Source organism: Streptomyces virginiae, assembly GCF_041432505.1.
In the GTDB taxonomy this organism is placed as follows: Bacteria; Actinomycetota; Actinomycetes; order Streptomycetales; family Streptomycetaceae; genus Streptomyces; species Streptomyces virginiae_A.
The window spans coordinates 1,939,735-1,963,936 of the sequence record NZ_CP107871.1 but is presented as its reverse complement, the minus strand read 5'-3'; the positions used below and the strand labels follow the sequence as shown (position 1 = coordinate 1,963,936).

The 24,202-nt window shown below is 71.4% G+C and carries 20 protein-coding genes; 17 read left to right on the top strand and 3 right to left on the bottom strand.

Annotation, left to right across the window (positions count from 1 at the left end):
- Complete coding sequence (gene nusB / locus OG624_RS09205) at positions 1–435, top strand: transcription antitermination factor NusB (protein WP_033226960.1); 435 nt, start codon at positions 1–3, stop codon at positions 433–435.
- 159 nt (positions 436–594) lie between these two features.
- Here the strand turns inward: nusB and bldD are convergent, their stop codons facing one another.
- The gene (gene bldD, locus OG624_RS09200; protein WP_030008755.1) at positions 595–1,095 is read right to left on the bottom strand and encodes a transcriptional regulator BldD; all 501 of its coding nucleotides are present in this window, start codon (positions 1,093–1,095) and stop codon (positions 595–597) included.
- Positions 1,096–1,390: 295 nt separating this feature from the next.
- On the opposite strand from bldD, the gene pyrR reads away from it, so the two are divergent.
- The 14 genes from pyrR (at position 1,391) to OG624_RS09130 (ending at position 18,133) form a co-directional block, all read left to right on the top strand.
- Positions 1,391–1,966: a bifunctional pyr operon transcriptional regulator/uracil phosphoribosyltransferase PyrR gene (gene pyrR / locus OG624_RS09195; protein ID WP_033226962.1), complete on the top strand. Its 576-nt coding sequence runs from the start codon at positions 1,391–1,393 to the stop codon at positions 1,964–1,966.
- Between the two features lie 107 nt (positions 1,967–2,073).
- A complete protein-coding gene (locus tag OG624_RS09190; protein ID WP_033226964.1) occupies positions 2,074–3,069 on the top strand; it encodes an aspartate carbamoyltransferase catalytic subunit in 996 nt (331 codons plus the stop codon).
- Between the two features lie 2 nt (positions 3,070–3,071).
- Positions 3,072–4,358 (top strand): dihydroorotase, encoded by a 1,287-nt coding sequence (locus tag OG624_RS09185; protein ID WP_033226966.1) that lies wholly within the window; start codon positions 3,072–3,074, stop codon positions 4,356–4,358.
- A complete protein-coding gene (locus OG624_RS09180) occupies positions 4,355–4,936 on the top strand; it encodes a PH-like domain-containing protein (RefSeq protein WP_030008751.1) in 582 nt (193 codons plus the stop codon). Before OG624_RS09185 ends, OG624_RS09180 begins: the two co-directional genes overlap by 4 nt.
- Complete coding sequence (gene carA, locus OG624_RS09175) at positions 4,933–6,081, top strand: glutamine-hydrolyzing carbamoyl-phosphate synthase small subunit (RefSeq protein ID WP_033226969.1); 1,149 nt, start codon at positions 4,933–4,935, stop codon at positions 6,079–6,081. The genes OG624_RS09180 and carA overlap by 4 nt, the downstream gene beginning before the upstream one ends.
- Positions 6,074–9,382: a carbamoyl-phosphate synthase large subunit gene (gene carB, locus OG624_RS09170; RefSeq protein ID WP_033226970.1), complete on the top strand. Its 3,309-nt coding sequence runs from the start codon at positions 6,074–6,076 to the stop codon at positions 9,380–9,382. The genes carA and carB overlap by 8 nt, the downstream gene beginning before the upstream one ends.
- A gap of 95 nt (positions 9,383–9,477) precedes the next feature.
- Positions 9,478–10,587, top strand: a complete 1,110-nt coding sequence (locus OG624_RS09165; protein WP_033226971.1) for a quinone-dependent dihydroorotate dehydrogenase — start codon at positions 9,478–9,480, stop codon at positions 10,585–10,587.
- Positions 10,584–11,423: an orotidine-5'-phosphate decarboxylase gene (gene pyrF, locus OG624_RS09160; RefSeq protein WP_266358634.1), complete on the top strand. Its 840-nt coding sequence runs from the start codon at positions 10,584–10,586 to the stop codon at positions 11,421–11,423. The genes OG624_RS09165 and pyrF overlap by 4 nt, the downstream gene beginning before the upstream one ends.
- Before the next feature lie 303 nt (positions 11,424–11,726).
- Positions 11,727–12,050, top strand: a complete 324-nt coding sequence (locus OG624_RS09155) for an integration host factor (RefSeq protein WP_030008746.1) — start codon at positions 11,727–11,729, stop codon at positions 12,048–12,050.
- 61 nt (positions 12,051–12,111) lie between these two features.
- A complete protein-coding gene (gmk, locus tag OG624_RS09150; RefSeq protein WP_078909765.1) occupies positions 12,112–12,675 on the top strand; it encodes a guanylate kinase in 564 nt (187 codons plus the stop codon).
- Between the two features lie 73 nt (positions 12,676–12,748).
- On the top strand, positions 12,749–13,021 hold the full coding sequence (gene rpoZ / locus OG624_RS09145; RefSeq protein WP_004948662.1) for a DNA-directed RNA polymerase subunit omega: 273 nt from the start codon (positions 12,749–12,751) through the stop codon (positions 13,019–13,021).
- Between the two features lie 130 nt (positions 13,022–13,151).
- A complete protein-coding gene (gene coaBC / locus OG624_RS09140) occupies positions 13,152–14,351 on the top strand; it encodes a bifunctional phosphopantothenoylcysteine decarboxylase/phosphopantothenate--cysteine ligase CoaBC (RefSeq protein WP_033226979.1) in 1,200 nt (399 codons plus the stop codon).
- Positions 14,352–14,563: 212 nt separating this feature from the next.
- Positions 14,564–15,772, top strand: a complete 1,209-nt coding sequence (metK, locus tag OG624_RS09135) for a methionine adenosyltransferase (protein ID WP_030656249.1) — start codon at positions 14,564–14,566, stop codon at positions 15,770–15,772.
- A 240-nt stretch (positions 15,773–16,012) separates the two neighbouring features.
- A complete protein-coding gene (locus OG624_RS09130; RefSeq protein WP_033227167.1) occupies positions 16,013–18,133 on the top strand; it encodes a primosomal protein N' in 2,121 nt (706 codons plus the stop codon).
- A 195-nt stretch (positions 18,134–18,328) separates the two neighbouring features.
- Here OG624_RS09130 and OG624_RS09125 read toward each other — a convergent pair whose 3' ends face one another.
- Positions 18,329–18,889 (bottom strand): hypothetical protein, encoded by a 561-nt coding sequence (locus OG624_RS09125; protein ID WP_161287973.1) that lies wholly within the window; start codon positions 18,887–18,889, stop codon positions 18,329–18,331.
- A 250-nt stretch (positions 18,890–19,139) separates the two neighbouring features.
- On the opposite strand from OG624_RS09125, the gene fmt reads away from it, so the two are divergent.
- Positions 19,140–20,084, top strand: a complete 945-nt coding sequence (gene fmt / locus OG624_RS09120) for a methionyl-tRNA formyltransferase (RefSeq protein ID WP_033227164.1) — start codon at positions 19,140–19,142, stop codon at positions 20,082–20,084.
- Positions 20,085–20,242: 158 nt separating this feature from the next.
- Positions 20,243–21,718 carry an RsmB/NOP family class I SAM-dependent RNA methyltransferase gene (locus OG624_RS09115; RefSeq protein WP_033227163.1) on the top strand — a complete coding sequence of 492 codons (1,476 nt, stop codon included), beginning with the start codon at positions 20,243–20,245 and terminating at the stop codon, positions 21,716–21,718.
- A 129-nt stretch (positions 21,719–21,847) separates the two neighbouring features.
- Here OG624_RS09115 and OG624_RS09110 read toward each other — a convergent pair whose 3' ends face one another.
- On the bottom strand, positions 21,848–22,381 hold the full coding sequence (locus tag OG624_RS09110) for an SMI1/KNR4 family protein (RefSeq protein WP_371639296.1): 534 nt from the start codon (positions 22,379–22,381) through the stop codon (positions 21,848–21,850).
- Positions 22,382–24,202: the final 1,821 nt, after the last annotated feature.

Sequence of the window (24,202 nt, the reverse complement as noted above, 5' to 3'; positions counted from 1 at the left end):
GTGGCTGCTCGGAGCAATGCGCGCAAGCGCGCCTTCCAGATCCTCTTCGAGGCGGACCAGCGTGACGTGCCCGTGCGCGAGGTCCTCGCCGACTGGATCCGCCACGCGCGGTCGGACGACCGGCAGCCGCCGGTCAGCGCCTTCACGATGGATCTCGTCGAGGGTTACGCCGACAAGGTGAACCGCATCGACGATTTGATCATCACCTACGCCGTGGACTGGGACCTCGACCGCATGCCGGTCGCGGACCGGAACATCCTGCGGCTCGGTGCCTACGAGCTGATCTGGGTGGACGACACCCCGGACGCCGTGGCCATCGACGAGGCCGTCCAGCTGGCCAAGGAGTTCTCGACGGACGAGTCCCCCTCGTTCGTCAACGGGCTGCTGGCCCGCTTCAAGGACCTGAAGCCGAGCCTGCGGCGCAGCGAGAGCTGACCGCACGGCCCAGTGCCTGCACCGCCCTTCCGTATGAGGGCGGGGGAGCGGGAGCCCCGGGTGCCGGCGGTCAGGGAACGAAAAAACCGGCGGGCGCCGGACCCCCGTGAGGGTCCGGCGCCCGCCGGTAAACGTTTCTGCTGGTCCGAAGCCCGGGACTCAGAGTTCCTCGTGGGCCACCGCACGCCGCGCGTCCGCGTCCAGCACGCCCCAGCTGATCAGCTGCTCGGTCAGGACCGAGGGCGACTGGTCGTAGATGACGGCCAGGGTGCGCAGGTCGTCCTGGCGGATCGACAGCACCTTGCCGTTGTAGTCGCCACGCTGGCTCTGGATCGTCGCCGCGTAACGCTGCAGCGGGCCCGCCTTCTCGGCCGGGACGCCCGCCAGGCGCTCCAGGTCGAGACGCAGCTTCGGCGGCGGCTCGGCAGCCCCGCCGGGAGTCGTACCCGGCAGCAGCTCCTGCACCGGAACCCCGTAGAAGTCCGCCAGCTCGGCAAGACGCTGGACGGTCACGGCGCGGTCCCCGCGCTCGTAGGAACCGACCACCACGGCCTTCCACCGACCCTGGGACTTCTCCTCGACACCGTGGAGGGAAAGGCCCTGCTGGGTGCGGATGGCGCGGAGCTTGGCCCCGAGCTGTTTGGCGTATTCGCTGGACATAACGCTCCCGGACGCTGTGACGCTGTGACTGGTGGACACTGCGACTACGTGACTACGGACCTCCGTGCGGCTCGGCCGCGCGGCTGGTAACTCACTGTGAGGTTACGCAGCGTTACTTGGATGCGTCAAGCCGAATGGTCTTCGTCGCACCCCTGGGGGTTCGTCCCAGGAGCCCTCTGAGAGCCCTTCCGTACCGGCCCGGTCCGAGTCACCGGCCGCTTCCTGGTACCGTGTGAGGCGTACATCAGACGTCCTTTAAGGTCCGTCCCGTGAGGCGGAGAAGGAGGTCCTTTTCATGGACACCCAGCAGAACACCGATTCCATGCGCCCCGTTCTCGAAGCGCAGGACATCGCGCGGGTCCTGACCCGCATCGCCCACGAGATCGTCGAACGCGCCAAAGGCGCCGACGACGTGGTGCTCCTCGGCATCCCCACCCGCGGTGTCCACCTCTCCCGCCGGCTGGCCGCCAAGCTCGAAGAGATCACCGGTACGAAGATCCCGGTCGGTTCCCTCGACATCACCATGTACCGCGACGACCTGCGGATGAAGCCCGCCCGCGCCATCGGTCGCACCGAGATCCCCGGCGACGACCTCGACGGCCGTCTGGTCGTCCTCGTCGACGACGTGCTCTTCTCCGGCCGCACCATCCGCGCCGCCCTCGACGCCCTCGGCGACCTCGGCCGCCCCCGCGCCGTGCAGCTCGCGGTCCTCGTCGACAGAGGCCACCGCGAACTGCCGATCCGCGCCGACTACGTCGGCAAGAACCTCCCCACGTCGCTGCGGGAGACCGTCAAGGTCCAGCTCCAGGAGGAGGACGGCCGTGACGCCGTGCTGCTCGGCCAGCGGACCGCCCAGGCAGCAGGCCAGTAGACCGTTCGAGTGACGGGCCCCGACCGGGCCCGCGCCGAGGCCTGCCCTGCCCGCTCGCACCCCTGCCCGTCAGTCCGCCTGCCCTCCCGACCTACGGAGCCATCCAGATGAAGCGTCACCTCATCTCGGCCGCCGACCTCACGCGCGACGACGCCGTCCTGATCCTCGACACCGCCGAGGAGATGGCCCGTGTCGCGGACCGGCCGATCAAGAAGCTGCCCACCCTGCGCGGCCTCACCGTCGTCAACCTCTTCTTCGAGGACTCGACCCGCACCCGGATCTCCTTCGAGGCGGCCGCCAAGCGGCTCTCGGCCGACGTCATCAACTTCTCCGCGAAGGGTTCGTCCGTTTCCAAGGGCGAATCCCTGAAGGACACCGCGCTGACCCTGGAGGCCATGGGCGCCGACGCGGTCGTCATCCGCCACCACGCCTCCGGCGCCCCCTACCGGCTCGCGACCTCCGGCTGGATCGACTCCGCCGTCGTCAACGCCGGCGACGGCACCCACGAGCACCCCACCCAGGCCCTGCTGGACGCCTTCACCATGCGCCGCCGCCTGGTCGGCCGCGACGCGGGCCTCGGCAAGGACCTCGGCGGCCGCCGGATCACCATCGTCGGCGACGTCCTGCACAGCCGAGTGGCCCGCTCCAACGTCCACCTGCTGCACACCCTCGGCGCCGAGGTCACCCTGGTGGCCCCGCCCACGCTCGTCCCGATCGGCGTCGAGGCCTGGCCCTGCGAGGTCTCGTACAACCTCGACGACGTGCTGCCGAAGTCCGATGCGGTGATGATGCTGCGTGTGCAGCGCGAACGCATGAACGCGGCCTTCTTCCCGACCGAGCGCGAGTACTCCCGCCGGTACGGGCTCGACGGCGACCGCATGGCGAAGATGCCCGAGCACGCCATCGTGATGCACCCCGGCCCGATGAACCGCGGCATGGAGATCACCGCCCAGGTCGCCGACTCCGACCGCTGCACGGCCGTCGAGCAGGTCGCCAACGGCGTCTCCACCCGCATGGCCGTCCTCTACCTGCTGCTCGGAGGCTCCGAGCCCGCCGTCACCACCACCCCCGCCGCCCCCGCCCGTACCGAGGAGAGCAAGTAACCATGAGCAAGATCCTTATCCGTGGCGCGAAGGTACTCGGCGGCGAGGCGCAGGACGTCCTGATCGACGGCGAGACCATCGCCGAGGTCGGCACCGGCCTGTCCGCCGAAGGCGCGACCGTCATCGAGGCCGAGGGCCAGGTCCTCCTCCCCGGCCTCGTCGACCTGCACACCCACCTGCGCGAGCCCGGCCGCGAGGACTCCGAGACCGTCCTCACCGGCACCCGCGCCGCCGCCTCCGGCGGCTTCACCGCCGTGTTCGCCATGGCGAACACCTTCCCGGTCGCCGACACCGCCGGCGTCGTCGAGCAGGTCTGGCGCCTGGGCAAGGAGTCCGGCTACTGCGACGTGCAGCCCATCGGCGCCGTCACCGTCGGCCTGGAGGGCAAGCAGCTCTCCGAGCTGGGCGCCATGCACGAGTCCGCCGCCCGCGTCACCGTCTTCTCCGACGACGGCAAGTGCGTGGACGACGCCGTGATCATGCGCCGCGCCCTGGAGTACGTGAAGGCCTTCGGCGGCGTCGTCGCCCAGCACGCCCAGGAGCCCCGCCTCACCGAGGGCGCCCAGATGAACGAGGGCATCGTCTCCGCGGAACTGGGTCTCGGCGGCTGGCCGGCCGTCGCCGAGGAGTCGATCATCGCCCGCGACGTCCTGCTCGCCGAGCACGTCGGCTCCCGCGTCCACATCTGCCACCTCTCCACCGCCGGCTCCGTCGAGATCGTCCGCTGGGCCAAGTCCCGCGGCATCGACGTCACCGCCGAGGTCACCCCGCACCACCTCCTCCTCACCGAGGAGCTCGTGCGCTCGTACAACGCGGTCTACAAGGTCAACCCGCCGCTGCGCACCGAGCGCGACGTGCTGGCCCTGCGCGAGGCGCTCGCCGACGGCACGATCGACATCGTCGCCACCGACCACGCCCCGCACCCGCACGAGGACAAGGACTGCGAGTGGGCCGCCGCCGCCATGGGCATGGTCGGCCTGGAGACCGCTCTCTCCGTCGTCCAGCAGACGATGGTCGAGACCGGACTGCTCGACTGGGCGGGCGTCGCCGAGCGGATGTCCTTCGCTCCGGCACGCATCGGCGGCCTGGAGAACCACGGCCGTCCCGTCTCGGCAGGTGAACCCGCGAACCTGACCTTGGTCGAGACCTCGTACCGTGGTGTCGTGGACCCCGCACACTTCGCCTCCCGCAGCCGCAACACGCCTTACGAGGGCCGTGAGCTGCCGGGGCGCGTCACTCATACCTTCCTGCGGGGCCGGGCAACGGTCGTGGACGGGAAACTGGCGTGACACCTGCAGTAATCCAACTGGCCGCCGAGGCCGCCGAACGACAGTCGGCGGAGGTGACCAGCTTCGGTGCCCGCATGGCGTGGGTGATCGGCCTGGCCGTCTTCGTCGCGTTCGTCTACTGGCTGATGCGGCAGGGCTGGAAATGGCGCGGCGCTCTGCAGAACGATCTGCCGGAGCTGCCCGCCGCACCCGACGGTCTTCCCGAGCACCGCCTGGCCCTGACCGGCCGGTATCACGGGTCCACCACCGCCGGGCAGTGGCTCGACCGGATCGTCGCCCACGGTCTGGGCCTGCGCAGCCGGGTCGAGCTCACGCTCACCGACGCGGGCCTCGACGTGGTCCGACCGGGGGCCAACGACTTCTTCGTACCGGCCGCGCAGCTGCGCGGCGCCCGCCTCGACAAGGGAATCGCGGGCAAGGTACTCACCGAGGGCGGTCTGCTCGTCGTCACCTGGGCGCACGGCGACAAGCTGATCGACTCCGGATTCCGCTCCGACCGCGCGGCCGAACACGCCGCCTGGGTCGAAGCCATCAATCTCATGAACTCATCCATCACGACGGAAGGCGCCGAACGATGACGACCTCCACCAGGGGAGCAGCCAAAGCTCCCGCCGTACTCGTCCTGGAGGACGGTCGGATCTTCCGCGGCCGCGCCTACGGCGCTGTGGGGGAGACCTTCGGCGAGGCCGTGTTCTCCACCGGAATGACCGGCTACCAGGAGACCCTCACCGACCCGTCGTACCACCGACAGGTCGTCGTGATGACCGCCCCCCACGTGGGCAACACCGGCGTCAACGACGAGGACCCCGAGTCCTCCCGCATCTGGGTCGCCGGCTACGTCGTACGCGACCCCGCCCGCGTCCCCTCGAACTGGCGCTCGCAGCGCTCGCTGGACGAGGAGCTCGTCAAGCAGGGCGTCGTCGGGATCTGCGGGATCGACACCCGCGCCCTCACCCGCCACCTGCGCGAACGCGGCGCCATGCGCGTCGGCATCTTCTCCGGCGAGGCCTGGGTCGGCGTCCGCGACGAGGCCCTGCTGGCCAAGGTCACGGCGCAGCCGCAGATGAAGGGCGCGAACCTCTCCGCCGAGGTCGCGACCAAGGAGGCGTACGTCGTCCCCGCCATCGGTGAGAAGAAGTTCACCGTGGCCGCCGTCGACCTGGGCATCAAGGGCATGACCCCGCACCGGATGGCCGAGCGCGGCATCGAGGTCCACGTCCTGCCCGCCACCGCCACCGTCGAGGACGTCTACGCGGTGAACCCCGACGGCGTGTTCTTCTCCAACGGCCCGGGCGACCCGGCCACCGCCGACGGCCCCGTCGCCGTCATGCAGGGCGTCCTGGAGCGCAAGACCCCGCTCTTCGGCATCTGCTTCGGCAACCAGATCCTCGGCCGCGCCCTCGGCTTCGGCACCTACAAGCTGAAGTACGGCCACCGCGGCATCAACCAGCCGGTCCAGGACCGCACCACCGGCAAGGTCGAGATCACCGCGCACAACCACGGCTTCGCCGTCGACGCGCCCCTCGACAAGGTCTCCGAGACCGCCTACGGCCGCGCCGAGGTCTCCCACGTCTGCCTGAACGACAACGTCGTCGAAGGCCTCCAGCTGCTCGACCAGCCGGCCTTCAGCGTCCAGTACCACCCCGAGGCGGCCGCCGGCCCGCACGACGCCGCGTACCTCTTCGACCGTTTCGTATCCCTGATGGAGGCCGAGCGTGCCTAAGCGCACCGATATCCAGTCCGTCCTGGTCATCGGCTCCGGCCCGATCGTCATCGGACAGGCCGCCGAGTTCGACTACTCCGGCACCCAGGCCTGCCGCATCCTCAAGGCCGAGGGCCTGCGGGTCATCCTGGTCAACTCCAACCCCGCGACGATCATGACCGACCCGGAGATCGCCGACGCCACGTACGTCGAGCCGATCACCCCCGAGTTCGTCGAGAAGATCATCGCCAAGGAGCGCCCCGACGCGCTCCTGCCCACCCTCGGCGGCCAGACCGCGCTCAACACCGCGATCTCCATGCACGAGCAGGGTGTGCTGGAGAAGTACGGCGTCGAGCTCATCGGCGCCAACGTCGAGGCCATCAACAAGGGCGAGGACCGCGACCTCTTCAAGGGCGTCGTCGAGGCCGTCAAGGCCAAGATCGGATACGGCGAGTCCGCCCGCTCGGTCATCTGCCACACGATGGACGACGTCATCAAGGGCGTCGACACCCTCGGCGGCTACCCCGTCGTCGTCCGCCCCTCCTTCACCATGGGCGGCGCCGGCTCCGGCTTCGCCCACGACGAGGACGAGCTGCGCCGCATCGCCGGCCAGGGCCTCACGCTCTCCCCGACCACCGAGGTGCTCCTGGAGGAGTCCATCCTCGGCTGGAAGGAGTACGAGCTGGAGCTGATGCGCGACACCAAGGACAACGTGGTCGTCGTCTGCTCCATCGAGAACTTCGACCCGATGGGCGTCCACACCGGTGACTCGATCACCGTCGCCCCGGCGATGACGCTGACCGACCGCGAGTACCAGCGGCTGCGCGACATCGGCATCGCGATCATCCGCGAGGTCGGCGTCGACACCGGCGGCTGCAACATCCAGTTCGCCATCGACCCCACCGACGGCCGCGTCATCGTCATCGAGATGAACCCGCGCGTCTCGCGCTCCTCGGCGCTCGCGTCGAAGGCCACCGGCTTCCCGATCGCCAAGATCGCCGCCAAGCTGGCCATCGGCTACACGCTCGACGAGGTCCCCAACGACATCACCGAGAAGACCCCGGCCTCCTTCGAGCCGTCCCTCGACTACGTCGTCGTCAAGGCCCCGCGCTTCGCCTTCGAGAAGTTCCCGCTGGCCGACGCCACCCTCACCACCACCATGAAGTCGGTCGGCGAGGCCATGGCCATCGGCCGCAACTTCACCGAGGCCCTCCAGAAGGCCCTGCGCTCCCTGGAGAAGAAGGGCTCGCAGTTCACCTTCGTCGGCCCCACCGGCGACAAGGACGAGCTCCTCGCCACCGCGGTCCGCCCGACCGACGGCCGCATCAACACCGTCATGCAGGCCATCCGCGCCGGCGCCACCCAGGAAGAGGTCTTCGAGTTCACGAAGATCGACCCCTGGTTCGTCGACCAGCTCTTCCTCATCAAGGAGATCGCGGACGACCTCGCCGCCGCCGAGAAGCTCCAGCCCGAGCTGCTCGCCGAGGCCAAGCGCCACGGCTTCTCCGACGCCCAGATCGCCGAGATCCGCGGCCTGCGCGAGGACGTCGTCCGCGAGGTCCGCCACGCGCTGGGGGTCCGCCCGGTCTACAAGACGGTCGACACCTGCGCCGCCGAGTTCGCCGCGAAGACCCCGTACTTCTACTCCTCGTACGACGAGGAGTCCGAGGTCGCGCCCCGCACCAAGCCCGCGGTGATCATCCTGGGCTCCGGCCCGAACCGCATCGGCCAGGGCATCGAGTTCGACTACTCCTGCGTCCACGCCTCCTTCGCCCTCAGCGACGCCGGCTACGAGACCGTGATGGTCAACTGCAACCCGGAGACCGTCTCCACCGACTACGACACCTCCGACCGCCTGTACTTCGAGCCGCTGACGCTCGAGGACGTGCTGGAGATCGTCCACGCGGAGTCGCTGGCCGGCCCCATCGCCGGTGTCGTCGTCCAGCTCGGCGGCCAGACCCCCCTCGGTCTCGCCCAGGCCCTCAAGGACAACGGCGTCCCCGTCGTCGGCACCCCGCCGGAGGCCATCCACGCCGCCGAGGACCGCGGCGCCTTCGGCCAGGTCCTCGCCGACGCCGGCCTGCCCGCCCCCAAGCACGGCACCGCCACCACCTTCGCGGGTGCGAAGGCGATCGCCGACGAGATCGGCTACCCGGTCCTCGTCCGCCCGTCCTACGTGCTCGGCGGCCGCGGCATGGAGATCGTCTACGACGAGGCCCGCCTCGAGTCGTACATCGCCGAGTCCACCGAGATCTCCCCGACCCGCCCCGTGCTGGTCGACCGCTTCCTCGACGACGCGATCGAAATCGACGTCGACGCCCTCTACGACGGCCACGAGCTCTACCTCGGCGGCGTCATGGAGCACATCGAGGAAGCCGGCATCCACTCCGGCGACTCGGCCTGCGCCCTGCCCCCGATCACCCTCGGCGGCTACGACATCAAGCGCCTGCGCGCCTCCACCGAGGCCATCGCCAAGGGCGTCGGAGTCCGCGGCCTGATCAACATCCAGTTCGCGATGGCCGGGGACATCCTCTACGTCCTGGAGGCCAACCCGCGCGCCTCCCGGACCGTCCCCTTCACCTCGAAGGCCACCGCCGTCCCGCTCGCGAAGGCCGCCGCCCGCATCTCGCTCGGCACGACCATCGCCGAGCTGCGCGCCGAGGGCCTGCTGCCGAAGACCGGCGACGGCGGCACCCTGCCGATCGACGCGCCGATCTCCGTCAAGGAGGCCGTCATGCCGTGGTCGCGCTTCCGCGACATCCACGGCCGCGGCGTGGACACCGTCCTCGGCCCGGAGATGCGCTCCACCGGCGAGGTCATGGGCATCGACGCCGTCTTCGGCACCGCCTACGCCAAGTCGCAGGCCGGCGCCTACGGCCCGCTGCCCACCAAGGGCCGCGCGTTCATCTCCGTCGCCAACCGCGACAAGCGCTCGATGATCTTCCCGGCGCGTGAGCTCGTCGCCCACGGCTTCGAGCTGATGGCGACCTCCGGCACCGCCGAGGTGCTGCGCCGCAACGGCATCAACGCCACCGTGGTGCGCAAGCTCAGCGAGGGCGAGGGCCCGAACGGCGAGAAGACCATCGTCCAGCTGATCCACGACGGCCAGGTCGACCTGATCGTCAACACCCCGTACGGCACCGGCGGCCGCCTCGACGGCTACGAGATCCGTACGGCGGCCGTGGCCCGCAGCGTCCCCTGCCTGACCACGGTCCAGGCGCTCGCCGCCGCCGTCCAGGGCATCGACGCGCTCAACCGCGGCGACGTGGGCGTCCGCTCCCTCCAGGAGCACGCGGAGCACCTGACCGCGGCCCGCGACTGACGCAGGCCCGCACAGCCGGCACGGACACGGGGAGGGGGACACCGGTTTCACGACGGGTGTCCCCCTCTTCACGAGCGCAGAGGGATTTTCCGACGATGTACAAAACCTTCTTCAACCTGGTCTTCAAGCGGATGGACCCGGAGCAGGCCCACTACCTGGCCTTCCGCTGGATCCGCCTCGCCGCCCGCACCCCCGTGCTGCGCACCTTCGTCGCGGCCGCCCTGGCCCCGCGCTACGAGGAGCTCCGCACCGAGGCCCTCGGCCTGCGCATGCACGGCCCCTTCGGCCTCGCCGCCGGCTTCGACAAGAACGCCGTCGCCATCGACGGCATGTCGATGCTCGGCTTCGACCACATCGAGATCGGCACGGTCACGGCCGAGCCGCAGCCCGGCAACCCGAAGAAGCGGCTCTTCCGCCTCGTGCCGGACCGCGCGCTGATCAACCGCATGGGCTTCAACAACGAGGGCTCGGCGGCCGTGGCGGCCCGCCTGGCGGCCCGTGAGGCCGTCTTCAGGACCGTCGTGGGCGTCAACATCGGCAAGACCAAGGTCGTGCCCGAGGAGGAGGCCGTGGGGGACTACGTCGCCTCCACCGAGCGCCTCGCCCGGCACGCCGACTACCTCGTGGTGAACGTCTCCTCGCCCAACACCCCGGGCCTGCGCAACCTCCAGGCCACCGAGTCGCTGCGGCCGCTGCTGACGGCCGTACGCGAGGCCGCAGACCGCACGGTGACCGACCGCCGGGTACCGCTGCTCGTCAAGATCGCCCCCGACCTCGCGGACGAGGACGTCGACGCGGTCGCCGACCTGGCCCTGGAGCTGGGCCTGGACGGCATCATCGCCACGAACACCACCATCGCCCGCGAGGGGCTGGGCCTGAAGTCCTCCCCGGCCCTGGTGAAGGAGACGGGCGGGCTCTCCGGCGCCCCCGTCAAGGAGCGCTCCCTGGAGGTCCTGCGCCGCCTGTACGCCCGTGTGGGGGACCGCCTGGTCCTGGTCGGGGTCGGCGGCATCGAGAACGCCGAGGACGCCTGGCAGCGGATCCTGGCCGGTGCCACGCTGATCCAGGGCTACAGCGCCTTCATCTACGAGGGCCCGTTCTACGCCCGAGCCATCCACAAGGGCCTCGCCGCGCGCCTGGCCACCAGCCCGTACGCGACGCTCGCCGAAGCGGTGGGCGCCGAGACCCGAAAGGCCTCCAAGTGACTGTGACCCCGTTCGGCACCCGCCTGCGCGCGGCGATGGACTCCCGGGGCCCGCTGTGCGTGGGCATCGACCCGCATGCCGCCCTGCTGGCCCAGTGGGGCCTCCAGGACGACATCGCGGGCCTGGAGCGGTTCTCCCGTACGGTCGTCGAGGCGCTCGCCGAGTCGGTGGCGGTCTTCAAGCCGCAGGCGGCCTTCTTCGAGCGGTTCGGCTCGAAGGGCGTGGCCGTCCTGGAGCGGGCCGTCGCGGACGCCCGGTCGGCCGGGACCCTGGTGGTCATGGACGCCAAGCGCGGTGACATCGGCTCGACCATGGCGGCGTACGCCTCGGCCTTCCTGGACCCGACCTCGACGCTGTTCTCGGACGCGCTGACGGTCTCCCCGTACCTGGGCTACGGCTCGCTGAAGCCGGCCGTGGACCTGGCCCGGGAGTCGGGCGCCGGCCTGTTCGTCCTGGCGCTGACCTCGAACCCGGAGGGCGCGGAGGTGCAGCGGGCGGTCCGCGAGGACGGTCGGACGATCGGCGCGACGATGCTGGCGCACCTGGCGGCCGAGAACGCGGACGCCGCCCCCATGGGCTCCTTCGGCGCGGTGGTCGGCGCCACCCTGGGCGATCTGTCCAACTTCGACCTCGACATCAACGGGCCGCTGCTGGCTCCCGGCATCGGCGCGCAGGGCGCGACGGCGGCGGACCTGCCGGGCGTGTTCGGCAAGGCCGTGCGCAACGTCGTCCCGAACGTCTCGCGGGGGGTCCTGAAGCACGGTCCGGACGTGACCGCCCTGCGCGACGCGGCGCGGCGCTTCGCCGACGAGATCCACGAGGCCGTCACCGCGTAATCGGTCACTTCGAGAGGCCGGCCGCACCTCCGCGGGCCGGCCTCTCGCTCTTCTTGGCGAAACTCGAACGCTCTTCATCGGACAAAACCGGGGTATTTTGTCCGTGATGTACGGTTCAGTGGAGGCTGACCAGGACTTTTCGTCCGTTCTCGCTGACTGGAGCGGTGTTGGCCGCTAGTCTCCGACCAGAGTGAACGTGCAGCGAACGAGTTCCATCGCTGTTCGGGAGCTCGCGAGGTGTGTTCCCTTCAGGGTTACCCACCGGTCCGTATCCGACAGTTCGACATCCGAGGTGACGTAGGCGTGGCTCTTCCGCCCCTTACCCCTGAACAGCGCGCAGCCGCGCTCGAAAAGGCCGCCGCGGCTCGCCGGGAGCGGGCCGAGGTGAAGAATCGACTCAAGCACTCCGGCGCCTCGCTCCAAGAGGTCATCAAGACGGGCCAGGAGAACGACGTCATCGGCAAGATGAAGGTCTCCGCCCTGCTGGAGTCTCTGCCTGGCGTGGGCAAGGTGCGCGCCAAGCAGATCATGGAGCGTCTCGGCATCTCCGAGTCCCGGCGTGTCCGAGGTCTCGGTTCCAACCAGATCGCCTCTCTGGAGCGCGAGTTCGGCAGCACCGGCGCCTGAGGCGTCGACTGAAGTTCTCCCGGCGTTCTCAGGCAGTCCTGAGAAGCTGGATAATCGCTCTATGGCAGCAGAGGTTCGTCCGCGGCTGACCGTGCTCTCCGGCCCTTCAGGGGTCGGCAAGAGCACGGTCGTCGCGCATATGCGCAAGGTTCACCCCGAGGTATGGCTCTCGGTGTCGGCCACCACCCGCAAGCCGCGGCCCGGTGAGCGACACGGAGTCCACTACTTCTTCGTCAATGACGACGAGTTCGACAAGCTGATCGCCAACGGCGAGTTGCTGGAGTGGGCCGAGTTCGCGGGCAACCGCTACGGCACACCCCGCAGCGCGGTGCTGGAACGCCTGGACAACGGCGAGCCGGTACTGCTGGAGATCGATCTCCAGGGCGCGCGACTCGTCCGCGAGTCCAAGCCCGACGCCCAGCTGGTCTTCCTGGCACCGCCCAGCTGGGACGAGCTGGTCCGCCGGCTGACCGGGCGGGGCACCGAATCGGCGGAGGTCATCGAGCGTCGGCTCGCCGCCGCCAAGATCGAGCTCGCTGCCGAGTCCGAGTTCGACACCACCCTGGTCAACACCTCCGTCGAGGACGTGGCGCGTGAGCTGCTAGCCTTGATGGCAGTTGTCTGATCGTTGATCGATGTTTTTGATTCGGTCGATTCCAGGACGGCCCCATCTTTCACCCATCTTCGGAAGGTAGAGCGTGTCCTCTTCCATCACTGCGCCCGAGGGCATCATCAACCCGCCGATCGACGAGCTGCTCGAGGCCACGGACTCGAAGTACAGCCTCGTGATCTACGCGGCCAAGCGCGCGCGTCAGATCAACGCGTACTACTCGCAGCTCGGTGAGGGCCTGCTCGAGTACGTCGGCCCGCTGGTGGACACCCACGTCCACGAGAAGCCGCTTTCGATCGCGCTGCGCGAGATCAACGCGGGTCTGCTGACCTCCGAGGCCATCGAGGCCCCGGCCCAGTAAGGCACCAGAAGTCCTTTCATCACAGGCCCGGCAGAACATCTGCCGGGCCTGTGGTGTGTCATGGGTGGGTACGACGACGATCAGAGCCGAAGGCGTCGGCCGCGTCGGACACCGAGAAGGGAAGTGCGTGGTGGATAAGCCGAAGGTCGTACTGGGAGTCAGTGGCGGGATCGCCGCCTACAAGGCGTGCGAGCTGCTGCGCCGACTGACCGAGTCCGGCCACGACGTGCGGGTGGTGCCCACCGCGGCCTCCCTGAACTTCGTGGGGGAGGCCACCTGGTCCGCCCTCTCCGGGAACCCGGCCTCCACCGAGGTCTGGGAGTCCGTCCACGAGGTGCCGCACGTGCGCATCGGGCAGTCCGCCGACCTCGTCGTCGTCGCCCCCGCCACCGCCGACATGCTGGCCAAGGCCGCCCACGGGCTCGCCGACGACCTGCTGACGAACACCCTGCTCACCGCCCGCTGCCCCGTGGTCTTCGCCCCCGCCATGCACACCGAGATGTGGGAGCACCCCGCCACCCAGGAGAACGTGGCCACGCTGCGCCGGCGCGGCGCGCTCGTCATCGAGCCCGCCGTCGGCCGGCTCACCGGCAAGGACACCGGCAAGGGGCGGCTGCCCGACCCCGAGGAGATCTTCGAGGTCTGTCGTCGGGTGCTGGCCCGCGGGGTGGCCGAGCCCGACCTCCTCGGGCGGCACGTGGTGATCAGCGCGGGCGGTACCCGGGAGCCGCTGGACCCGGTCCGCTTCCTCGGCAACCGCTCCTCCGGCAAGCAGGGCTACGCCCTCGCTCGTACCGCCGTGGCCCGCGGGGCCCGGGTCACCCTGGTCTCGGCCAACACCGCCCTGGCCGACCCGGCCGGAGTGGACGTCGTACGGGTGGGGACGGCCGTGCAGCTGCGGGAGGCCGTGCTCAAGGCCGCCGCGGACGCCGACGTCGTGGTCATGGCCGCGGCCGTGGCCGACTTCCGGCCCGCCGAGTACGCGGGCGGAAAGATCAAGAAGAAGGACGGGCAGGACCCGGCGCCCGTGGCGCTCGTACGCAATCCGGACGTCCTCGCGGAGATCTCGGCCGATCGTGCCAGGGCCGGACAGGTGGTCGTGGGATTCGCCGCGGAGACCGACGACGTCCTCGCGAACGGCCGGGCCAAGCTCGCCCGCAAGGGATGTGACCTTCTCGTCGTGAACGAGGTCGGCGAGGCTCGAACCTTTGGTTCTGAGGAGAACGAAGCGGTCATCCTGGCCTCTGATGGGTCTGAGACTCAGGTGCCCTATGGTCCGAAGGAAGCCCTGGCCGAGGTCATTTGGGACCAGGTGGCGGTCCGGCTCTAGCCGCGACGCGCCTGGGTCGATTCCCCTTCTCCAGGCCACTTCCGTGCGTAAGAATGGGAGTGCCGCAGGTCACACGGCTCCCATAGGGCGAGACGGGTGGTCCAGGAAACGGTGGCGACCGATAAACTGCATCCGGAACGTGATCGGGCGCAGCCCCCGATGTGGTTCCGCCAAATGATCAGCCAGCAGCCGCTGCAACCCCAGGGAGCGTTGTGTCCCGTCGTCTGTTCACCTCGGAGTCCGTCACCGAGGGCCACCCCGACAAGATCGCTGACCAGATCAGCGACACGATCCTCGACGCGCTCCTCACCGAGGACCCGACCTCGCGCGTCGCCGTGGAAACCCTCATCACCACGGGTCTCGTGCACATCGCGGGAGAGGTGACGACGAAGGCCTACGCGCCGATCGCGCAGCTCGTCCGGGACAAGATCCTCGAAATCGGCTACGACTCCTCGAAGAAGGGCTTCGACGGCGCCTCCTGCGGCGTGTCGGTGTCCATCGGCGCCCAGTCCCCGGACATCGCGCAGGGCGTCGACACCGCCTACGAGAAGCGCGTCGAGGGCGACGAGGACGAGCTCGACAAGCAGGGCGCCGGCGACCAGGGCCTGATGTTCGGCTACGCCTGCGACGAGACCCCCGAGCTCATGCCGCTGCCGATCCACATCGCGCACCGGCTCTCGCGCCGCCTGTCCGAGGTCCGCAAGAACGGGACCATCCCGTACCTGCGCCCCGACGGCAAGACCCAGGTCACCATCGAGTACGACGGCGACAAGGCCGTGCGCCTGGACACCGTCGTGGTCTCCTCGCAGCACGCCTCGGACATCGACCTCGACTCGCTGCTCGCTCCCGACATCCGCGAGTTCGTCGTCGAGCACGTCCTGGCCCAGCTCGTCGAGGACGGCATCAAGCTCGACACCGAGGGCTACCGCCTCCTGGTGAACCCGACCGGCCGCTTCGAGATCGGCGGCCCGATGGGCGACGCCGGCCTCACCGGCCGCAAGATCATCATCGACACCTACGGCGGCATGGCCCGCCACGGTGGCGGCGCCTTCTCCGGCAAGGACCCGTCGAAGGTCGACCGCTCCGCCGCCTACGCCATGCGCTGGGTCGCCAAGAACGTGGTCGCCGCCGGTCTCGCCTCGCGCTGCGAGGTGCAGGTCGCGTACGCCATCGGCAAGGCCGAGCCCGTCGGCCTCTTCGTCGAGACCTTCGGCACCGCCAAGGTCGAGACGCAGAAGATCGAGGACGCGATCGGCGAGGTCTTCGACCTGCGCCCGGCCGCGATCATCCGCGACCTCGACCTGCTGCGCCCGATCTACGCCCAGACCGCCGCCTACGGCCACTTCGGCCGCGAGCTGCCGGACTTCACCTGGGAGCGCACCGACCGCGTGGACGCGCTGCGCGCGGCCGCCGGCCTGTAAGCACATCCCGCCCCACGGCGGACCCGTACGGCTCCGGACCTCCATCGGTCCGGGGCCGTACGGCGTTGATCGACCGCCGCACGCATGCCTATGGTCCCCCTGCTCTCCCGGCGCGCCGGATGGCGGCTTCATCCGGAGTCGGGCGCGAGCCCGGCGTCGAAGGACAGTTCCACCACCGCCGCCGCCCGCCCTGATTTCGGGAGAGCGCCCACTGTCGGTGCCGTTTGTAAGAATGCTGCTGTGAGCAGCGACAACGGCGAGAGCGAAACCGAGGCGGGGGGCCCGCCGGAGCAGCTCGCACTGATCCGGGACATCGTCGCCGAGGCGAAGGCCAAGGCGCCCAAGGCGAAGCCGCGCACCTGGCGCGGGGCCGCCCTCGCCGCCGAGCTGCCCGTCGCCCGCGTCCTGGTGAACAAGGGCGTGCTGCACCTCGACCGGACCTTCGACTACGCCGTCCCCGAAGAGCTCTCCGAGGCCGCCCAACCCGGCGTCCGCGTCCGCGTCCGGTTCGGCGCCGGCTCCCACCACGTGCACGGCGGCCGCCGCGAGGGCGGCGGCCTCATCGACGGCTTCATCGTGGAACGCCGCGCCGAGTCCGACTACGAGGGCGCACTGGCCGCCCTCGCCCACGTCGTCTCGCCCGAGGTGGTCCTCAGCCCCCGCATGCTCGCCCTCGCCCGGGCCGTCGCCGACCGCTACGCGGGCAGCCTCGCCGACGTGCTCCAGCTCGCCCTGCCCGCGCGGAGCGCCCGCGCCGAGGCCAAGCCCTCACCGGAACCCCTACCGCCACCCGCCGCCCCCGAGCCCGCCGGCTGGGAACGGTACGGCGCCGGCCCCGGGTTCCTGCGCGCCCTCGCCACCGGCGGCAGCCCGCGCGCCGTATGGACCGCCCTGCCCGGCCCCGGCTGGGCCGACGAACTCGCCCGCGCCATGGCCGCCACCCTGGCCTCCGGGCGCGGCGCCCTCGCCGTGCTCCCCGACGGACGGACCGCCGCCCGCGTCGACGCCGCCCTGACCGCCCTGCTCGGCGAGGGCCGGCACGCCCTGCTCACCGCCGAGTCGGGACCCGAGAAGCGCTACCGCCAATGGCTCGCCGTGCACCGCGGCTCCGTACGGGCCGTCATCGGCACCCGGGCCGCCATGTTCGCCCCCGTACGGGACCTCGGGCTGGTCGCCGTCTGGGACGACGGCGACTCCAGCCACAGCGACGACAACGCCCCCTTCCCGCACGTCCGGGAGGTACTGGAACTGCGCGCCGTGGGCGACGGCTGCGGCTTCCTCGCCGGCAGCACGAGCTGCACCGTGGAGGCCGCCCAACTGGTCGAGTCCGGCTGGGCCAGGCCCCTGATCGCCGACCGCGAGACCGTACGGGCCTGCGCGCCGCGGATCCGGACCGTCGGGGACGAGCTGCTCGCCCGCGACGAGGCCGCCCGCGCCGCGCGCCTGCCGAGCCTGGCCTGGGAGACCGTCCGGGAAGGGCTGAAGACCGGGCCCGTCCTGGTCCAGGTACCGCGACGGGGCTATGTGCCCCGGCTGGCGTGCGAGCGGTGCCGCACCCCCGCCCGCTGCACGGTCTGCGCCGGGCCGCTGGAAGCCCCCGACGAGCGGGACCTGACGTGCGGGTGGTGCGGGCGCGGCGAGCCGTCCTGGCACTGCGAGGAATGCGGATCGTTCCGGCTCCGGGCCCAGGTGGTCGGCGCCCGACGCACCGCCGAGGAACTGGGCCGCGCCTTCCCGGCCGTCGCCGTACGGACCTCCGGGCGCGACCACGTCCTCGACGAGGTACCCGACCGGCCCGCGCTCGTGGTCTGCACCCCGGGCGCCGAACCGGTGGCGGCGGGCGCCGGGTACGCGGCCGCGCTGCTCCTCGACGGCTGGGCCATGCTGAGCCGGCCCGACCTGCGGGCCGGCGAGGACGCGCTCCGGCGGTGGATCGCGGCCGCCTCCCTGGTCCGGGGCGACGGGCAGGTCGTGGTGGTCGCCGAGCCGACGCTGCGGCCCGTCCAGGCGCTCGTCCGGTGGGACCCGGTGGGGCACGCCGTACGGGAGCTGGCGGACCGGTCCCAGCTCGGCTTCCCGCCGGTGTCCCGGATGGCGGCGGTGGCCGGTCGGGGCGAGGCGGTGGAGGCCTTCCTGGCCGGAGCCGGCCTGCCGCCCGACGCGGAGATCCTGGGACCCGTACCGCTCCCGGGGCGGCGCGGGGAACCGTCCCCCGGGGAGCGGGCGCTGGTCCGGGTCCCGCCGGGCAGCGGAGCCGCCCTGGCGGCCGCACTGAAGAAGGCGCAGGCGGCCCGGCTGGCGAAGGGGGTTCCGGCGGCGGAGGCCGTCCGGGTCCGCATCGACCCGCCCGACATCGGCTGACGCCGCTGCGCCGCCGCGGTTACCCGGGGCGCGGGCGGCCGGTGGGGCGGGAGGCCGGTGCGCGGGCGGCCGGGGCCGAACGTCGAAACCCCCGGTGGGGCGACCCGTACGGTCGTCCCACCGAGGGCGGAATCGGACGCGGTGCGCAGGGCCCGCCGGCCGTCGGGTGTCGGCGTCCCGGCGGCAGGACAGCCGTCAGCCGTTGCGCGGACCGGGGAAGGCGGGGGAGCGGGGAACCTCTCCGAGCCTCGGGACCGTGACACCCCCGGCGGCGGCCGCCTGGGCCTCCTCGCGCACCGGCTGCGGCGGCATCGAGCGGGCCGCCGGGACGGTCGGCAGCGGCCCCATCGTCCGGGTGGTGGTGGTCGTCGTCCCCTCGGCCAGCGGCTCCGCGGACTCGGCGGACTGCGCCCGCCGGGCCCCGTAGCGGCGGTGCACGGCCTGCTTGGTGACGCCGAGCGCCGAACCGACCGCGTCCCACGAGAAACCGAGCGAGCGGTCGAAGTCCACCGCCGCGGTGACCAGCGTCTCGACGCTGTCCCGCAGCTCCTGCGCGAGGCGGACGGTCGGCGCGGGCGCCCGGCCGTAGACGACGAAGCCGGTGGAGGGACCCGATCGGCGCGGGCGGTACACGTTGCCGAGCTGGGCCGTGAGCGTACGCAGGGCATCCACCTGCCGGCGAACCCGCTCGATGTCCCGTACCAGGAGGTGCAGGCTGGCCCGGGCTTGAGCGTCGTGGGTGGCGTGGTCGGCCATGAAGAAGCCTCTCGAACCGGTGCTGAAGGGCGGATCGGGCCGCAGACACCGTTCACACGCGGCCCGTTTTGGTCAATCTCTCTTGACCAACGCGCCACCCGTCGCCCAGGTCACGCTGTGGGGGCGTGTCGGCATATGCGAGGGGCGTGCGCGTGTGCGTACGCCCCCTCAACACCACAGGTGGGCGGCCCGACCGACGCCCCATAGACTGGTGCGCTGCTGACAGCCGAGATTAGCGAGGTAGTCCCCAGTGAAGCTCGTCTTCGCAGGCACCCCCGAGGTCGCCGTACCCGCCCTGGACGCCCTGATCGCCTCCGGGCGGCACGAGGTCGCCGCCGTCATCACCCGGCCCGACGCACCGGCCGGCCGCGGCCGGCGCCTCGTCGCCAGCCCGGTCGCCGAACGCGCCGAGGAAGCGGGCATCGAGGTGCTCAAGCCCACCCGCCCCCGCGACCCCGACTTCCAGGCCCGGCTGCGCGAGATCGACCCGGACTGCTGCCCGGTCGTCGCCTACGGGGCCCTGATCCCCAAGAGCGCCCTCGACATCCCCCAGCACGGCTGGGTCAACCTGCACTTCTCGCTGCTGCCCGCATGGCGCGGCGCCGCGCCCGTCCAGCAGTCGATCATCGCGGGCGACGAGGTGACCGGCGCCTCCACCTTCCGCATCGAGGAAGGCCTGGACACCGGCCCGGTCTACGGCATCCTCACCGAGGAGATCCGGCCCACCGACACCAGCGGCGACCTGCTCACCCGGCTCGCCTTCGCCGGGTCCGGACTGCTCGCCGCCACCATGGACGGCATCGAGGACGGCACCCTGCGTGCCGTCGCCCAGCCCCACGACGGGATCTCGCACGCGCCCAAGATCACGGTGGAGGACGCCCGGATCGACTGGACCGCCCCCGCGATGCGCGCCGACCGCGTGGTGCGCGGCTGCACGCCCGCGCCGGGCGCGTGGACCGTCTTCCGCGGGGAACGCCTCAAGCTGATCTCGCTGGGCCTGGTGCCCGACCGGACCGACCTGGAGCCGGGCGCGCTCTCCCCGGCCAAGAACAACGTGTACGTCGGCACCGGCTCGCACGCCGTGGAACTGCTGTGGGTGCAGCCGCAGGGCAAGAAGCCGATGCGGGCCGCCGACTGGGCCCGCGGGGTCCGGATCGCTCCCGGCGAGCGGCTCGGCGGAGCCGACGTAGGCTGATCGGTGGAGACGTCCGCGCGCGGACGTCCCCGCGTCCCACCCGTGCTCGTCCCCGGGTCCCACCCGCGGACGAGCAGGACCGGCAGGACCGGCAGGACCGGTAGGACGGGCAAGACCCGTAGAACTCGTAGAACTCGTAACCCCGGAGCACCTTTCACGTGAGCGAACAGCCCCGTCAGCCCCGTCGCAAGCCTGCCCCCGCAGGCGCCGGTGGCAAGCAGGCCAAGCCGCACCGTCGGCCCCAGAAGGACCCCGTCCGGATGCTGGCCTTCGAGGTGCTGCGGGCGGTGGACGAACGCGACGCCTACGCCAACCTCGTGCTGCCGCCGCTGCTCAAGAAGGCCCGCCAGGACGAGAAGTTCGAAGCGCGCGACGCGGCACTGGCCACCGAGCTGGTCTACGGGACGCTGCGCCGCCAGGGCACCTACGACGCCGTCATCAAGGCGTGCATCGACCGCCCGCTGCGGGAGGTGGACCCGCCGGTGCTCGACGTGCTCTCGCTCGGCGCCCACCAGCTGCTCGGCACCCGCATCCCCACCCACGCGGCGGTGTCGGCGAGCGTGGAGCTGGCCCGCGTGGTGCTCGGGGACGGGCGCGCCAAGTTCGTCAACGCCGTCCTGCGAAAGATCGCCGCGCACGACCTCGACGGCTGGCTGGAGCGGGTCGCACCGCCGTACGAGGAGGACGCCGAGGAGCACCTCTCGGTGTACCACTCGCACCCCAGGTGGGTCGTCAGCGCCCTGTGGGACTCGCTGGGCGGTGGCCGCGCGGGCATCGAGGACCTGCTGGAGGCCGACAACGAACGGCCCGAGGTGACCCTGGTGGCCCGCCCCGGCCGGTCCACGCCGGAGGAACTGCTTGAGGCGGTCGGCGAGGAGTCGGCCCTGCCGGGCCGCTGGTCGCCGTACGCCGTCCGGATGGCCGAGGGCGGCGAACCGGGCGCTCTGGAAGCGGTCCGCGACGGCCGCGCCGGCGTGCAGGACGAGGGCAGCCAGCTGGTCGCCATGGCCCTGGCGGCCGCACCGGTCGAGGGCCGCGACGAGCGCTGGCTCGACGGCTGCGCGGGCCCCGGCGGCAAGGCGGCGCTGCTGGCGGCGCTCGCGGCGCAGCGCGGGGCGTTCCTGCTGGCCTCGGAGAAGCAGCCGCACCGGGCACGGCTCGTGGAGCGCTCGCTCGCGGGCAACCCGGGCCCGTACCAGGTCATCGCGGCCGACGGCACCCACCCGGCCTGGCTGCCGGGATCCTTCGACCGCGTCCTGATGGACGTCCCCTGCTCGGGCCTGGGCGCGCTGCGCCGCCGCCCGGAGGCCCGCTGGCGCCGCCGCCCGGAGGACCTGGAGGGCTTCGCGCCGCTCCAGCGCGGGCTGCTGCGCGAGGCGCTGTCGGCGGTGCGGGTGGGTGGCATCGTGGGCTACGCGACCTGCTCGCCGCACCTGGCGGAGACCCGGGTCGTCGTGGACGACGTCCTGAAGGGCCGCGGCGCCGGCCACTCCCCGGTGTCCGCGGAACTGATCGACGCACGGCCCTTCATGCAGGGCGTCCCGGCCCTGGGCGACGGCCCGGACGTCCAGCTGTGGCCCCACCTGCACGGCACGGACGCGATGTACCTGGCACTGCTGAGGCGAACGGCCTAGCCGGCCGGGGGCCGGCCGGTCGTGGCCGCCCCACCCCGCTGAGGTGTACCCGGACGACGCCGACCGGTGGCGTCGTCCGGTGGCCGGGCGTCGCCCTAGGTCACCGGCCATCGGCCACGACGAGGCACGTCAGATCGCGCGAAGCCTGCGGAACTCGTGTGCGGCGAGGGGGAACAAGGACGAGAGGATGCCCGACTTCAGCTCTCCGTCGAGGGCCGAGGCGAGGAACTGCGTGCAGGACACGGGGAAGTGCTCCCACCGATCGCCGCGCGCCTCGTTCACCATGACGGTCCACCGGTCCGGCTCACGTCCCGGCCGGACCAGCCAGTAGAGGCACTCCCCGTTGTCGGTGGTCGCCCACAGGACGACCTGGGTCCCTTCGGCCTCCAGCTCCGCAGGCTTCTTCTCGACTTCCCACAAGCCTTCGAGGTCCTCGGTCTGATGGCTCGCCCATGTGATCAGGTCGTAGTGCTTGTTGGGGCAGTCGGGCTCCAGGACGTACAGGTAGTCGTCCCAGTTGCTTCCCCCGCAGACCTGGATGAGCTCCTTGTAGTCGGCGGGAAGCCGCACACCGAGCCTGCGCTCGACGTCGCCCCAATCCTTCTGCAGGGGCTCGCTCGGCGCCGGGGCGATCGCGAGAAGACGCGCGAGGGCGTCGGTCACGGCGGCACTCCCTGTCTCCGAGGTACGCCTTCCCGCGCACAAGATCGAATTCTACGGGCGGGCCGGGGCGGCGGGAGCCACTCGACCGGCATCAGGCAGGCGTGACGGGGGTGGGGGCGGCGGGAGCCACTCGACCGGCATCAGGCAGGCGTGACGGGGGTCGGGACGACGGGGTCCACTCGGGCGGCATCAGGGATGTGTATGGGGGTTTCCCGTCAGTCCCATCGTCCCTCCGGGTCGGGCCGGTCCCTCAAGGGCGCTCGTTCCTCGCGTCGCTTCGCGATGTCGCTGCGCTCCACCCTTGACCGACCGTCCCGCCCCGGAGAAACGAAAGACTGCCGAGAAGCCCCCAAAAGAACGAGCCGGTCGAAGCTTTCAGGGGCGGGGACATCACAGCCCCCCAGGCCTGCCTTGGCGAGCACGGTCCCGAGACGGGGCAGATGAAGACGCATCCCGGGCGTTGAGGCGCGCCAAATCGCTACGTGCTCCTCATCTCTCAGCGTCTCCAGCCCGTCCTGGGCTGGACATAGGCCGCCCACGACCGTGACCCGACCCCCGACCCCCGACCGCGTCCGGCGACCGCCTGTAGCTGGGCATAAGCCGCCCACGGCATCGGGTCCGGCGCCCGACCTGCGTCCGACGGCCAGCCGTGGCCGGACATAAGCCGCCTCGGATTGCCATGTGCCTCTCCATGACCGCGACCACCGGCCGTGAGGGGCCGGCAAGACGCGCTGGGAGGGATGTGCGGCGGACAGCTCGGCTGATCCGTCGTAGAGCCGGGTCAGCGCGAGGACGACACCACAAACCCACCCCTAAACAAGGGCAATTGGGGCAAACTGTCGGCCTTTTCGGCCGCCCACCTCCACTGACCCCCATCCACCACGACATAGCCGCGCTCCCCCGCCTTTTCACCCCCGACAGCCTCCGGACGCATCCCACGAGAAGCGCCTACGGGTCGTGGGCGGCCTATGCCCGGCCCCTGACGGTCGTCGGACGCGGTGAGCGAGAGGTCGCTGGGTGGTGGGCGGCCTATGTCCAGCCGCAGACGGTCGTCGGACGCGGTGAGTGCGGAATGCCTGGGGTCGTGGGCGGCTTATGTCCAGCCCGAGACGGCCTGGTGACGCTGAGAGGTGAGGAGCGCGTAGCGATCGGGCGCGCCCGTCGCCACCGGGGGGCCTTCCGTGGGCCCCGTCTCTCGGTCGTACCCCTTTGCGTCCGACAAGGCCGGGCGTCTCCGACCGCCCCGTCCTTCGTGCCTTGGACCGGCTCGTTCTTTTGGGGGCTTCTCGGCAGTCTTTCGTTTCTCCGGGGCGGGACGGTCGGTCAAGGGTGGCCGAAGGCCATCGCGAAGCGACGCGACGAAGGAGCGCCCTTGAGGGACCGGCCCGACCCGGAGGGACGATGGGACTGACGGGAAACCCCCATACCCCTCACTGATGCCGCCCGAGTGGCCCCCGCCTTCCTCGCCCCCGTCGTGTCCGACCCCGGGCGATCGGCTTCCGTCGGCCTCACCCCGTCGCGCCTGCCTGATGCCGGTCGAGTGGTTCCCGCCTCCGGAGCCTCCCCGTACCGCCCGCCTCCGGTCGAGTCGCTCCCGCTTCCCGGAGCTGCCGCCCAGCCCCGCCCGCCCCGCCCAGCCCCGCCCGGCCCGCCCCGCCCGGGCGGCCCCCGTCCGGCCTCCGTTCCCGGCGGCCGGATTGTGACCCCCCGGGGCGCTCGCGCGTCGTCCCGTCCCGGCTGTACCGCGGTCGGGGGTGCCGTCCTGTCCTGTGCGGGGCGACTTGCGGGGTCGTGGCCGGAACCCGGTGGGGGCATGGCAGG